We start from the raw sequence: 13,375 nt of genomic DNA, 5'->3' as shown, positions 1-13,375 counted from the left end.
TGTTCATGCGTCATGCTCCCTGTCGGCAGGAGTAAAGGCAGGCACGCCAGCGCCGGCGCCGAGGTAGTACACTTGGGGCCTGTTGCCGGTGTGATCCTTGAGGCGCACCCCGTGCTTGTCGCCGATCAGCTGGTTGACCTGGCTCTCCGGATTGTCCAGGTCGCCGAAGTAGCGGGCCTTGGGTGCACAGGTGCGCACGCAGGCCGGGACATACTCCTTGACCTCGGGATTGTCCTCATCGAGGTCGGCCACGCCCTCCGGTGCAAGGCGAACCTTGTGGTAGCAAAAGGTGCACTTGGAAACCACTCCGGGCGGCTGGATGCCGATGCCACGACGCCAGTCCTCCTCGGGGTTCTGGTAGGGCGGGCTCCAAAGCTGGCCGTTGTCACTGGGGAAGGTCTCGCGAATGTCGGGCTCGATCAGCGGCTTCTCGTCGGCATAGAAGCGCACGCCGTAGGGGCAGGCGATCATGCAGTACTTGCAGCCGATGCACTTGTTCCAGTCGACAAAGACGATGCCGCCGGCGTCCGGATCCTTGTAGGTAGCCCGGGTCGGGCAGACGTGCACGCAGGAGGGGTTCTCGCACTGCATGCAGGGGCGCGGCAGCCACTTCATCTGTGCGCTCGGGTACTCCCCTGCGTTGTAGAAGAGCACGTCCTGCCAGCTCTCCCCGGGCAGGGTGTTGTTTTCCATCGAGCAGGCGGTGGTGCAGGCCTGGCAGCCGGTGCACTTGTCCAGGTCGATGACCATTCCCCACTTAGCCATAGTCGTTGTCCTCAAAGCCTTGTTTGGTCAGGGATTCAGAATCAGGCGCGTTCCAGCCTGACCTTGCCGGTGTAGTAGCTGGCGAGCCCGGAGATCGGATCCGACACGTTGGCGGTGATCTCGCTGGAGTTGCCCGGACCACGGTCCTTTGCCCAGCGTCCCTGGGCCCAGTGGCCGTATTCGAAGGGCAGAACCAGGGTGTCGGCACGGTGCGAGGCTACGTAGCGGCACTCAGCCTCGATGCTGCCCAGATCAGAGGTGATGCGTACCCTGTCGCCGTTGCGTATGCCGCGCTCCTTGGCCGTCTGCGGATGGACCTCCAGGTAGACGGTATTGCGGCCGCCGACTATGGGTTGGTGGATGGCGATGTTGTGCGGGATATTCGCCCCGCGGCCCTCGGCGTGCAGCGGCGTCTTGGGGGTCACGAAGTGGAGGTCGCCGTCGCCGCCGGTGTGCACCGGTTCGACCCACTGCACCAACCCGGCCCGGGCACGGGGAATGCCCATCTCGCGCTCGATGTAGTCGGCGTGCTCCTCCAGGTAGCCGGAGCGGAACTCGAACTTGCCGGAGGGCGTCTTGAGCAGCTGCTGCTGGACCTCTTCCTCGCTCATCTGGCGAGCATAGCGCTGGCCATCCCACTCGTAGAATTCACCGCGGATCTGTCGCCACTGATAGGGTTTCTTGTACCAGACGCCCTTCTCCCTCCAGGTTTCGAAGTCGTTGACACCGTTATCGCCCGGGTCATCGGCGAATCCTGCTGCCAGGTGGCGCACCACGTTTTCGATGTTGTCCAGCTCCCGGTAGTAGTCGGCGGTGGGGCCCTCGATGCGCTTGCCGAGTTCGATGATCACGTCGCCGTACATCTTGGTGTCGTGGATAGGCTCGACGGCAGGGACGCGCAGCGCCGCCATGGGCCAGCCCTCGAAGGGGTAGGTGGGGATGTCCTGCAGGCGCTCAAGGTAGGTGCTGTCGGGCAGCACGATGTCGGCGTACATGGCCGTCTCGCCGGGGAAGGGCGAGGTGTCGATGACGAAGACGTCCTTGAGCGCCTCCTCCCAGACCTGGGGGTTGGGTGCTGACCAGATCGGGTTGGTATAGAAGAACATGGCGGTGTCGAGCTTGTAGGGGTCGCCGGCCAGGTGGTTGGGGGCACACTCCTGCATCATGTTGCCTACCATGGGCCACCGCTCGGTGCCCTTCATATCGATGCGGGGCTGCTCGCGCCAGGCGCCGTTGCGGGCGTAGTCGTCGAGATAGTCATCGGCGTCGGCTGGCAGGGAGCCGTAGGAGGGTCCCATCTGATAGCCCAGCCCACCTTCAGCGAACAGTGAACCCACGAGAGCGTTGAGGCTGTGGATTGCCATGCCGTTGTAGGTGCCGTTCGAGTGTCCGGTGGCGCCGCGTTCGAACAGCGCGACGGCAGGACGCGTGCTGCCGAATTCCACTGCGGTGCGGCGGATGTCGGCGGCCTTGATGCTGGTGACGGACTCCGCCCATTCCGGTGTGCGGTCCTTGACTTCCTCGTTCCACCAATCGGCCAGGCCATGGACCCACTTCTCATTGAAGACACTGGGCGAGACACGCCGCCCCGCCACGAACTGCAGGTTAGGGTTGGTGAAGTCGCCGACAAAGTCGCGGTCCCATAGCCCCTCGGTGAGAATCACGTGGGCAATTGCCAGGGCAAAGGCGCCGTCGGTGCCCGGCTTGATATAGAGCGCCCGGTCGGAGGCCGCCATGGTGGGATTCATGCGCACATCGACGGTGGTTACCCGTGTCTTGGGGCTCTTGCTGCGCATGTGCCCCCACATCTGCATCACGTTGTTGTAGGGGCGGAAGGCCTCGAGGAAGCTGGCACCGATGATCAGCAGGTAGTTGGTGTTGCGGTAGTCGTAGGAGTTGTAGGAGTTGTTGCCGTCGGTGGCGTGCTTGGCCTTCTTGGAGCCGTCGGCACACATCGACGAGTGGCCGATGGCGGCGTTGGGGGTGCCGTAGAGCTGGCCGAAGGTGCCCTGCATCCCGGCATCGGAGGCCCCCCAGCCGCGGCCGTAGAACATCGAGAAGCGGTGTGACTCACCGCGGCGGCGCAGGTCGTTCAAACGCTCGGCGACCGTGTCCAGCGCCTCGTCCCAGGAGATCGGCACGAAGCCGGGGTCTTCGTCGCGGCCCTTGTTGGGGTTGGTACGCTTCATCGGACCCTTGAAGCGATCCGGATCGTAGAGGAAATAGCTGCCGAGGTGCCCCTTGGGGCACAGCTTGCCGTTGGCGATGGGGTTTCCGGTGTCGCCGTAGATGGCGTGGACGCTCCCGTCGGTGGTATAGACGTCGATGCCGCAGCGCGCCGGGCACTGAGCGCAGACGTTCTTGGTCACCACCGTCTCGCCCCTCGGGGTCTGGGCGCGAGCCTGTTCGACGAGAGTAAGCCCGGTCAGGCCGGTAATGCCTGCCGTCACGGCACCGGCCGAAGCGCCGACAGCAGCCGACGATTGCAGGAATCGGCGGCGGTTGAGCAGTGTCTGGAACAGTTTCATCGGTTCTCCCTCGAGGTGCTCGTCTTGTCGTCTTGTGTCGAAGGGGGTCATGCTTCGACGGTTAACAGCCGGCCCATGGCGACGGATCGGGGTCAGCCGAAAAGATCATGAAAACTCTCCTGCAGCAGCGCTCTTTCGCGCCGACAGGCAGGGCAGGCGGGTGCTGCCTCTTCTGCACCACCGCTGACCTTTGACTTGAAGGGCCGCGCGCACTCGAAGCAGTCGAGTACCCTTGTTTCGCGCAGCGTGAGGGGGGTGGCCCCGTGAGATTCGGCACGCTGCAGAGCGCCTTCCGGGCAGATCGCCAGACAGTGGCCGCAATCAAGGCAATCCAGGGCGTTGAAAATCAGCTCGCCGTAGGGCGTTTCCTGCAGGGCCTCGGTGGGGCAGACCCGGGCGCAGACGCCGTGGACCCGGCAGGCGTCGGTGTTAAGGCTCAGCCCCGGCAGCGCGGGCGGCGCCTGCGTATCGGCCAGCGCCTCGACGGCGATCAGCTTGCGCTGCAGCCGCCGTGCCTTTGGAGCCGCGTCATTGGGGGCAATGGCCGGCAGTCGCGGGGCCGGGCGGCCCCGCAGCAGGTCGCGACGGCTCACCAAGCGTCGGGTAGCGTGGAAATCGTTGCGGGCTGGGGTGTCGGTGACCGTGGCAAACGCCTCGACGTCGCATTTCCAGGCGTCCCTGGCTCCCTCAGGCGCGGCTGGGCAGTTGCGGCAGCCGTCGGGCAGGTACAGCGTCATCGGCTCGGGAGCCGCCCGTGCCGACAGCCAGGCCAGCAGATCGGTGCCAAGGGCGCGCAGGCAATGCAGGCGACTCAGGTCGTCTTCATCCTTTACGCGATGGCAGCCCAGCCGTAGCGGCTCGCCCTCTGCCCGATCCGCCATCAGTGCGTCTATCTCGGCGCTGACCAGGGCCTCGCTGGGACAAGCCGGAACGCACTGGGCGCAGCCATGACAGGCGTCTCTCGCAAGGAGTGAAACACCGTCGCCATTCTCATGAAAGGCGAGGGCTTCGGCCGGGCAGGCGTCGATGCAACGCGTACAGGCCAGCGGATGGGGCGGCGCCTGTAGACAGCGGGATGGCAGCCAGCCGATGCCGGGAAGCGAGGGCCGAAGCGGTTTGGGCGTACTGTACGAGGTGCTGGGAGTCTGTGGCATAGTGGTCTTGCCAATCGCTTAGTTATAGTTATATGCGTATTAACATATGTATAGGTAGCAGCTTGGCAGAGGCTAGTATGTTTCGCCACGTCATTTAGCCCAAAGTGTTAGCCGGCAGAAGAGTAGGATTGTCTTGGATCAAGTTTCATTGAAGTATTACGGGAGAGGCGCGATGGCGGTACTGGTGGAGGCCACCACCGTGATTCTGCGGGCGGCGGCAGTCGATGAGCGAGTGGCTGGCGGTTGGGATTCCCTGCAGGCTTGCCTGCCCCAAACGGGGGTCTGCTCCGACGATGAGCTCGTCAGCATCAGCCTGGTTGATCCTGCCGAGGTCCGATGCCTTGTGGACCGTCTGGTGGCGCTGGGGCTGCATTTTGATTGGGAGGGTAGCTTCGAAGACATCGCCTTCGCCGACCAGAAGCGGGGGCTGATCACCCCCTGCGACTGGCTGACCTTCGAGACGGTGAGAATCGGTATCAGCGGCACGCCGCCCAGCGTGGCGATCTGCCGGCTTGCCGGCAATCAGTCACATGAACTCAGGCTCCCGGAAGGATGGCGCTACCAGGGCTCCCTGAGCGAAGCCTTCGGGGCGGAGGGTACCGGCCCGGTTCCTTGAACCCGACAGGCGCCGAGCCCGTCCTTGGCTTTACTTACTTAAGGCTTGAGCAGTTTCTCGAGCTCGTTAGCGCTGGCCACCTTGCCTTCGATGACCACCTCGCCGTCGACCCCGAGTGCCGGCGTGTGCATCACGCCGGCATCGATGATGGCGTTCATGTCGGTGACCTTCTCGATCTCCACCGCCAGGCCAAGCGCTTCGGCTGCCTGCTTCGCGTTCGCAGTGAGCTGTTCGCACTTCTTGCAGCCCTTGCCGTAGATGCTCAGTTTCATGAGGTTCTCCTTGTAAAGGGGGGCGATATCACGGCCACAGCTGGCCGTAGAAATAGCCGGTGAGGGTCGACATGACCACCACCAGCGTGCAGTAGACCAGGGTCTTCTGGGTACCCATGATCGTGCGGATCACCAGCATGTTGGGCAGCGACAGGGCCGGCCCCGCCAGCAGCAGGGCCAAGGCCGGGCCCTTGCCCATTCCGTTGCCGATCAGGCCCTGGACGATGGGCACCTCGGTAAGGGTCGAGAAGTACATGAAGCCCCCCAGCAGCGAAGCGAGGAAGGTGGAGCGGAAGCCGTTGTCGCCCACCGCCAGCACCACCCACTCGGAGGGAATCAGTCCCTCCTCCCCAGGGCGGCCCAGCAGCAGGCCGGCCACGAAGACCCCGACCAGCAGCAGCGGCAGGATCTGCCTGGTGAAGCCCCAGCTCTGCTCGGCCCATTCCCGGTCCTCGTCGCGCAGGGTGGCGATCAGCATCAGGCCGATGATGCCTACCGCGAAGGCCAGCTCCGGCACGCGGGGCACCAGCAGGGCGGCCAGCACCACGGCACCGGCTAGCACCGCCACCTGATGCAGCGGCCAGCCCCAGCGCCGGATCAGCAGCAGGGTGAAGAGGCCGGCGAGAGCCGTGGTGATCTGCCATTTCCAGGCGTGGATGGCCATCCAGGTGGGGCTGTCGGCGGCGGCCCAGTTGGCGAACACCAGGATGCCCACCATCAGCCCGAAGAAGAGGGCGATCTGGCCCAGGGGACGGGAGAGCTCGCCTTCGAAGCCCCGGGCGTTGGCCTTGGCCTTTGCCTGCTCTTCTCGATGGTAGATCAGGTGCATGATCACCCCGATCACCACGGCGAAGACGATGGCGCTGATGGCCCTCGCCAGCCCCAGCTCGAACCCCAGCACCTTGGCCGTCACCACGATGGCCATGATATTGATGGCCGGCCCGGAATAGAGGAAGGCCACCGCCGGCCCCAGGCCCGCGCCGCGCCGGTAGATACCGCCGAACAGCGGCAGCACGGTGCAGGAGCAGACCGCGAGCAGGGTGCCGGAGACCGACGCCATGCCGAAGGCCACTGGCTTGGGAGCACTTGGCCCCAGGTAGCGCATCACTGCGCCCTGGCTGAGGTAGGTGGCCATGGCGCCGGCGATCACGAAGGCTGGCAGCAGGCAGAGAATCACGTGTTCCTGGGCATACCAGTGGGTCAGACGGATGCCTTCCAGCACCGCATTATCGAAGCGCTCGCTGCCGGCGGGCAGGAAGTAGATCAGCAGGAAGATCCCCACCACGGCACCCAGCCAACGAACCTGTTCGGGGTTTTCCCTGGCGAGGTCGATCAGGCCGCCGGTGAAGGAGGAGGAAGCGGGTTTGGATTCCGACATGCAACGCCTCTTGGGATGCAGGAAAAATGCCTGGCACAGACATGTGGCAATGCATATATTTTATACGCCACAAGCTGGCGGAGGCTTGATATTCATCAATTCCCTTACATGAAGGTGTCGCCCTCAAGAACCACCGCCTCCCGGCCAGCCATCTCAAGAAAGTGCTATTGGCGAGCTGTTTTTTGCTGGCCCGCCGGTACGTAGAGCGTCCTCAATGCCCATAAACCGAGGATCGGCCCCGGCAGCAGCCACCAAAGCACCCATGTGCCCTGTAGCGCCCAAAGAGAGGTGGTGAGGAAAATGGCAGGAATGGTGAGGGCGAAGCCCACGGCGTTCATCACCGCCAGGGTCGAGCCGATGCGTTCGCGCGGTGCCGTCGCGGCGGCCAGCGCGGAGAACTGCGGTGAGTCGGCAATAACAGTCAGGCCCCATAAGGCCAGTAAAATCAACAGCAGCCCGGGCGGCGCCCAGGCGAGCAGAGGGTAGGCCAGGCAGATCGCACCGGAAGCCGTCAGCGACCAGCGGGCTACCCATAGGCTGCCCAGGTTTCGGCTCACCAGGCCGCCGCCGACACAGCCCGCCAGTCCCAGTGCAATGATGCCGAAGGAGAGCCAGGCCACCAGGTCGGTGGAGCCCGCCAGCCGTTCGACTTCCCGGTAGACCAGGAAAGGCGTCAACATCCAGAAGGCGTAAAGTTCCCAGCAGTGGCCGAAATAGCCGCCGGCCACGCCCCGGAATCGCTTTTCGCCCAGGGCGGCAAGCCCTTCGGTGAGCCGTGCCTTGCCGGAGGAAGGGGGCAGGTGAGGGCCATCTCCCAGTAACTGAACCATGGCCCCACCCACCAGGGCCAGCAGTGAGGCCCCCAACAGCGGCCACTCCCACGGCATGCCCAGGGTCCCCCCACGCAACAGGTGCGGCATGGCGGTGCCCAGGGTCAGCATGCCTACCAGCCAGGCCAGGGCCGCACCGGTGTGCTTGGGTGTCCAGCCGATAACCAGCTTCATGCCCAGTGGATAGATCCCGGCCAGGCATAGCCCGGTGGCGAAGCGCAATAGCACGGCCAGCGGAAAATGCGACGCTACCAGCACGAAACCGGCGTTAACCAGCGCGCCTGCCAGGCAGGAGGCGGCGAAAATGCGGCTGGCGCGGAAGCGGTCGGCAAGGCCGGTGGTGGCGATGAACAGGGTGCCGCAGATGAAGCCCGCCTGCACGGCTAGGGTGAGGTGGCCCAGGTCGACCTCGGAAAAGCCCAGATCACGAGAGAGCGAAAGGCCAACGCCATTGACGCTGAACCATAGCGAGGTGCCGCATAGCTGCGCGAGGACGATGATGGAAAGCGGATAACGCCGCCAAAGTGAATTGTTGTTCATTGCCGCATCGTCGCCCCGGCGGGAGTACAAAACAAGCAGGCGGTTCGTCTAGTCCCGACGGCGCGCGATGGGCGCACCGTCTACGAAGAGGTGCTTCAACCCCAGCAATCCTTCAACCTCAACGACGAGACCCTGGTCGATCAGGGCTGGTGCGATGAAAAGCTTGAGGCCATCGAGGTCCAGTTCTCGGTAGTGCTTTAAGTCACTGGGCGTGCGTGCTTCGGCCACGGCAATGTCTACGCCGCCACCACAGCAGCCATGGCGGGAAGAGAGGCGAACGGTCAGCACCCCCCCGTTGCGCTCAATCCATGAGCGGGCATTGTCGCTTATTGCGATGGCCACGGCTCAGCCCCTGGCCTCGCCGGCGGCAGGAAAGTGGTGACGTGTCTTGTTGGCGATGCGTACCAGCGCCAGCATCAGGGGCACCTCCACCAGCACCCCCACCACCGTGGCGAGCGCGGCCCCGGACTGCAGGCCGAACAGCGCGATGGCGGCGGCCACCGCCAGCTCGAAGAAGTTGCTGGCGCCGATCATGGCGCCGGGTGCGGCGACGTTGTGGGGTACCTTCCACGCCTTGGCCCAGCCATAGGCGATGAAGAAGATAAGTACGGTCTGGATGATCAGCGGGATGGCAATCAGCACGATATGCAGCGGATTGCCGATGATCACGTCGCCCTGAAAGGCGAACAGCAGCACCAGGGTGATGATCAGCCCGATCGGTGTGATCGGCCCCACCCGCTTCATGAACACGTTGTCATACCATTCGGCGCCGTTTCGGGCGATCAGGGTGCGCCGGGCCGTATAGCCAGCGGCCAACGGTATGACGATGTAGAGGAAGACCGACAGCGCCACGGTATCCCAGGGCACCTGGATATTCGAGATGCCAAGCAGAAACACCACGATGGGGGCGAAGGCGAACAGCATGATCAGGTCGTTGAGCGAGACCTGCACCAGGGTATAGGCGGCATCGCCACGGGTGAGGTAGCTCCAGACGAAGACCATGGCGGTGCAGGGGGCCGCCCCCAGCAGGATGGCGCCGGCCAGGTACTGCCGGGCCAGCTCCTCGGGAATGAACGGGCGGAACAGAATCATCAGGAAGAACCAGGCGATGGCAAACATGGTGAATGGCTTGATCAGCCAGTTCACCGACGTGGTGATAATCAATCCTTTCGGTTGGCGCCGCACGCCAAGGACGGCGGCAAAGTCGATCTGGGCCATCATCGGAAAGATCATTGCCCAGATGAGGATGGCTACCGGGATCGACACCTGGGCGACCTCGAAGCGCGACAGGGTCTCGGGAACGGCCGGGGCGAACTGGCCGAGCAGTACCCCGGCGACGATGGCCAGCGCCACCCAAACCGTGAGAAAGCGCTCGAAGAGGCCCATGCCTTCGCTGGTGGAGGGGGACTGCGAATCCTGAAGTGCGGTCATTCCTTGAGTCCTGATGTGATCATGGCGGGGTTTTGGCCAGAGGCATGCTTGTTTGTCTAGAATATATGGAATTCCATATATGGGCAATTCATCTCCCTTCCGGTCAGCCGATAGAAGGCTGGTATGATCAACAGGAAATTGCCAGTTCATCCGGCCAGGAGTGCATGTGCAGCCCACTTCGCTACGCCTCGAGAGGCTCACGGTAGGCGAGCTGGAAGCCGTCGACCTCAACGTGGGCCCAGGTGACATTGTCTGTCTTTCCGGGGCCAGTGGATCCGGCAAGAGCCGCCTGCTGCGTGCTGTGGCCGATCTCGAGCCCCACGGGGGTGAGGTATGGCTGGCTGACCAGGCCCAGTCGACGATACCGGCCCATCGCTGGCGGCGCCAGGTGATGCTGGTGCCGGCGGAAAGCCAGTGGTGGACCGATCACATAGGCGAGCACTTTTCCGATGGGGTCGAGGATGGCGATCTCGAAGCGCTCGGCTTCGAGCGCGAGGTGATGTCATGGCAGGTCGGCCGGCTCTCCACCGGCGAAAAGCAGCGCCTGTCGCTGCTGCGGGCCGTGAGCCGAGAGCCCAGGGTGCTGTTGCTGGATGAGCCTACTGCCAACCTGGATGACGCGACTCGAGACCGGGTGGAAAACTGGCTGGCGTCGCGGATTGAATCGCGTGGCTGGCCGACGCTGTGGGTGGCCCACGACAAGGGGCAGATCGTGCGGGTGGCAAATCGCCATCTGCGTATCGAGGGCAGTCGGCTGCTTGTGCAGGAGGCGGCATGGATGTGATCGAGCTTTCCTGGTGGCAGCTGGCCCTTGCGGCCTCGATGGTCGTCGTGCTGGCCGGCTGCACGGCCGTGATGCGGCTGGGCATGAGTCGCAGCCTGCTCATCGCCGCCTTGCGTACTGTCGTTCAACTGGCGCTGATCGGCCTGGTGCTGGAGGCGCTGTTCGCCGCCGAACGCTTGGTCTGGGTGGCCCTGATGGCGTTTGCCATGCTGCTGATTGCCGGGCGCGAGGTGATGGCACGTCAGAAACGCCGCTTGAAGGGCGGCTGGGCCTTCGGCATCGGTACCCTGTCGATGTTTCTGTCGTCATTCACCGTCACCGTGTTGACGCTGACGGTGATCATCGGCCCCGACCCCTGGTATCGGCCACAGTATGCCATTCCGCTGTTGGGCATGATGCTCGGCAACACCATGACCGGGGTCGCCCTGGCGCTGGACCGGCTCACCGATACCGCCTGGCAGCAGCGGGCCGTGATCGAGAACCGGCTGATGCTGGGCCAGCCCTGGCAGGAGGCCATCGGTGACATTCGTCGCGAAGCGATGCGCAGCGGCCTGATGCCGATGATCAACGCCATGGCCGCCGCCGGGGTGGTCAGCCTGCCGGGGATGATGACCGGCCAGATACTGGCGGGTAGCTCACCGGCCCTGGCGGTCAAGTATCAGATTCTGGTGATGTTTACCATTACCCTAGGCACCGGCTTCGGCACCCTGGCAGCGGTAGCGGCGGGTAGGCGCCGGCTGTTCGACTCCCGCGAGCGGCTGCGGCTAGATCGATTGGCGGTGCCTGGCTAGGCTTTGTGCGAAAACTGCCTGCGCTTGGCCATGCGGCGTTAAAAATCGGCTCAAAATGCTCATTTACACCCAGTAAACTCCGCTTTTCCGCCGATTTTTGCCTTGCCTGACCTTCGCTCGTCGACTTTTCGTACATAGCCTAGTATCCCGTTCTGCTCATCCCTGGAAGCCGATGATGGCGGCGATCAGTCGCTCCGGGCATTCGCGGTGCGGCACGTGCCCGCAGTCGGTGAGCAGGTATGGCTCGGAGGGGCCCGGTGTCAGGGCGGTGATGCGCGCCGGTTGCTCCCGTGACCCGTACTCGTCGAGCTCGCCGTGGATGGCCAGGGTAGGGCAGCGCACCTGAGCGAGGACGTTGTCCAGCCGCCACTCGCGGAAGGCCTCGGAGTGCCAGTTGTCCACCCAGCTGCGCAGCACCCACTCGGCCTTGTCACCGTGGTATTTCGCCAGCCTCGACAGGCCATTCGGCTGAAGGAAAGCCTGCTCCGCCACGCGAATGCCGGCCAGGGTGCCCGGCTCGGTGAAGGCCTGGGCGGCTACCGTGATCAGCATCTCACAGCTCTCGGCATGCCGGGCGGCGGCGTGGGCGGCCATGCTGCCGCCCACACTGTGGCCGAGCAGCACGAATCGCTCGAGCTCCAGCTGCTCGCGAACGGCGGCAAAGGCGGCCTCTGCCTCGTCGGCGATAAAACTGGTCGGCTGCGGCCCAGGGTAGGGCGCCGAGCGCCCGTAGCCGAGACGGTCGTAGGCGATGACTTCGCGCCCCGTTGCCTCGGCCAGTCGTGTCGGAAAGTCCCGCCACAGCGAGACACAGCCCAGTGAATCATGCAGCAGCACGATCGGGGGACGCCCATCGACCCGTTCGTATCCCCAGCGACTGGCGAAGAGCCGGCCCCGCGGGGTGTCTATCCAGAATTCCTTTACCACGGTGTCTCCCAGTCAGCCCGAACCCAGTCAGCCGAGACGAAGGGAAGCCAGCGTCGGCTGACGCTGACTTCCATGCGGTGGTGTGGCCGAGTGGCCGGTCGGTCAGTCGATCAGTTCGACCGCCACCGCGGTGGCCTCGCCGCCGCCGATGCAGAGGCTGGCAATGCCGCGCTTGCCGCCTTTGGTGCGCAGGGCGTGGATCAGGGTGGCGATGATGCGCGAGCCGGTGGAGCCGATGGGGTGACCCTGGGCGCAGGCGCCGCCGTAGACGTTGACCTTGTCGTGGGGAATGTCGAGCCCATCCATGGCCAGCAGGGTGACCACGGCGAAGGCTTCGTTGATCTCGAACAGATCGACGTCGGCCACGCTCCAGTCCAGTTTCTTCATCAGCTTGTCGATGGCGCCGACCGGGGCGATGGTGAACTCGCTGGGGTGCTGTGAGTGGGTGCTGTGCCCCAGCATACGAGCCAGCGGCTTGACGCCATGCCTGTCTGCCGCTGCCTGGCTGGCCAGTATCAGCGCCGAGGCGCCGTCGGAGATGGAGCTGGAGTTGGCGGCGGTGATGGTCCCGTCCTTGGCGAAGGCCGGACGCAGCTCGCGGATCTTGTCGAGCTTGGCCTGGAACGGCTGCTCGTCATGGTCTACCACGGTCTCGCCCTTGCGGCTGGTGACGGTGACCGGCGCCATCTCGGCGTCCAGGTGGCCGGCGTTGGTGGCCTCCATGGCCCGCTCGAGTGAGGCAATGGCGAAGTCGTCCAACCGCTCGCGGCTGTAGTCGCGCGAACTGGCAACGTCCTGGGCGAAGACCCCCATCAGCTTGCCGGTCTCGGCGTCCTCGAGGCCGTCGAGGAACATGTGGTCCTTGAGCTCGCCATGGCCGAGTCGATACCCCGTCCGGGCCTTGGTCAGCACATGGGGGGCATTGGACATGGACTCCATGCCGCCGGCCAGCAGGATCTCGCCGCTGCCGGCCCGGATCAGGTCGTGAGCCAGCATGGCCGCCTTCATGCCCGAGCCGCACAGCTTGTTGATGGTCGTGGCGCCGATGCCATCGGGAATCCCGGCCTGGCGCATGGCCTGGCGGGCGGGGCCCTGCTTGACGCCACCCGGCAGCACACAGCCCATGATCCCTTCGTCGATGGCTGATGCCTCGATGCCGGCACGTTCGATGGCGGCGCGAATGGCGGTGGCGGCGAGTTCGGGCGCCGTCATGCTGGAAAGGCTGCCCAGCATTCCGCCCATGGGGGTACGGGCGGCGGAAAGGAAGACGATATCGGTGGGGCTGCTCATGGCGTGTTCTCCCGGAGAGTGGTGAATGTTGTCAGTATAGGGATTCGATGCGAGCGCCGGGCATTCAGG

13 protein-coding genes are annotated in these 13,375 nt (G+C 64.5%); 3 read left to right on the top strand and 10 right to left on the bottom strand.

The window, feature by feature from the left end; genetic code table 11:
- Positions 1-3 precede the first annotated feature (3 nt).
- From DU505_RS15930 to DU505_RS15920, 3 genes are all read right to left on the bottom strand, one after another.
- Positions 4-765 (bottom strand): 4Fe-4S dicluster domain-containing protein, encoded by a 762-nt coding sequence (locus DU505_RS15930; protein WP_220250840.1) that lies wholly within the window; start codon positions 763-765, stop codon positions 4-6.
- 41 nt (positions 766-806) lie between these two features.
- Entirely contained in the window at positions 807-3,293 is a 2,487-nt protein-coding gene (locus DU505_RS15925; RefSeq protein WP_114479979.1) for a molybdopterin-dependent oxidoreductase, read from the bottom strand.
- Between the two features lie 92 nt (positions 3,294-3,385).
- Complete coding sequence (locus tag DU505_RS15920; protein WP_114479978.1) at positions 3,386-4,447, bottom strand: 4Fe-4S dicluster domain-containing protein; 1,062 nt, start codon at positions 4,445-4,447, stop codon at positions 3,386-3,388.
- A gap of 172 nt (positions 4,448-4,619) precedes the next feature.
- On the opposite strand from DU505_RS15920, the gene DU505_RS15915 reads away from it, so the two are divergent.
- Complete coding sequence (locus tag DU505_RS15915) at positions 4,620-5,063, top strand: hypothetical protein (RefSeq protein WP_114479977.1); 444 nt, start codon at positions 4,620-4,622, stop codon at positions 5,061-5,063.
- A 38-nt stretch (positions 5,064-5,101) separates the two neighbouring features.
- On the opposite strand, the gene DU505_RS15910 is transcribed toward DU505_RS15915, so the two are convergent.
- The 5 genes from DU505_RS15910 to arsB form a co-directional block, all read right to left on the bottom strand.
- The gene (locus tag DU505_RS15910; protein WP_114479976.1) at positions 5,102-5,335 is read right to left on the bottom strand and encodes a thioredoxin family protein; all 234 of its coding nucleotides are present in this window, start codon (positions 5,333-5,335) and stop codon (positions 5,102-5,104) included.
- A gap of 28 nt (positions 5,336-5,363) precedes the next feature.
- The gene (locus DU505_RS15905) at positions 5,364-6,713 is read right to left on the bottom strand and encodes a permease (RefSeq protein ID WP_114479975.1); all 1,350 of its coding nucleotides are present in this window, start codon (positions 6,711-6,713) and stop codon (positions 5,364-5,366) included.
- A gap of 164 nt (positions 6,714-6,877) precedes the next feature.
- Positions 6,878-8,083 carry an MFS transporter gene (locus DU505_RS15900; protein ID WP_114479974.1) on the bottom strand — a complete coding sequence of 402 codons (1,206 nt, stop codon included), beginning with the start codon at positions 8,081-8,083 and terminating at the stop codon, positions 6,878-6,880.
- 48 nt (positions 8,084-8,131) lie between these two features.
- On the bottom strand, positions 8,132-8,425 hold the full coding sequence (locus DU505_RS15895) for a CC/Se motif family (seleno)protein (protein ID WP_114479973.1): 294 nt from the start codon (positions 8,423-8,425) through the stop codon (positions 8,132-8,134).
- Positions 8,426-8,428: 3 nt separating this feature from the next.
- Complete coding sequence (arsB, locus tag DU505_RS15890; protein ID WP_114479972.1) at positions 8,429-9,514, bottom strand: ACR3 family arsenite efflux transporter; 1,086 nt, start codon at positions 9,512-9,514, stop codon at positions 8,429-8,431.
- Between the two features lie 166 nt (positions 9,515-9,680).
- Here arsB and DU505_RS15885 point away from each other — a divergent pair, with 166 nt between their 5' ends.
- Positions 9,681-10,298, top strand: coding sequence for an ABC transporter ATP-binding protein (locus DU505_RS15885; protein WP_114479971.1), 618 nt, complete (start codon positions 9,681-9,683; stop codon positions 10,296-10,298).
- The gene (locus DU505_RS15880; RefSeq protein ID WP_114479970.1) at positions 10,289-11,089 is read left to right on the top strand and encodes an ABC transporter permease; all 801 of its coding nucleotides are present in this window, start codon (positions 10,289-10,291) and stop codon (positions 11,087-11,089) included. Before DU505_RS15885 ends, DU505_RS15880 begins: the two co-directional genes overlap by 10 nt.
- Before the next feature lie 156 nt (positions 11,090-11,245).
- On the opposite strand, the gene DU505_RS15875 is transcribed toward DU505_RS15880, so the two are convergent.
- Together DU505_RS15875 and DU505_RS15870 are read right to left on the bottom strand one after the other, a co-directional pair.
- Positions 11,246-12,016, bottom strand: a complete 771-nt coding sequence (locus DU505_RS15875; RefSeq protein WP_245948001.1) for an alpha/beta fold hydrolase — start codon at positions 12,014-12,016, stop codon at positions 11,246-11,248.
- A 102-nt stretch (positions 12,017-12,118) separates the two neighbouring features.
- On the bottom strand, positions 12,119-13,306 hold the full coding sequence (locus tag DU505_RS15870) for an acetyl-CoA C-acyltransferase (protein WP_114479968.1): 1,188 nt from the start codon (positions 13,304-13,306) through the stop codon (positions 12,119-12,121).
- Between the last annotated feature and the right edge of the window lie 69 nt (positions 13,307-13,375).

Origin of the sequence: Billgrantia montanilacus, assembly GCF_003336675.1 — a bacterium.
Classification (GTDB): domain Bacteria; phylum Pseudomonadota; class Gammaproteobacteria; order Pseudomonadales; family Halomonadaceae; genus Halomonas; species Halomonas montanilacus.
This window is presented reverse-complemented; position numbering and strand designations above follow the sequence as displayed.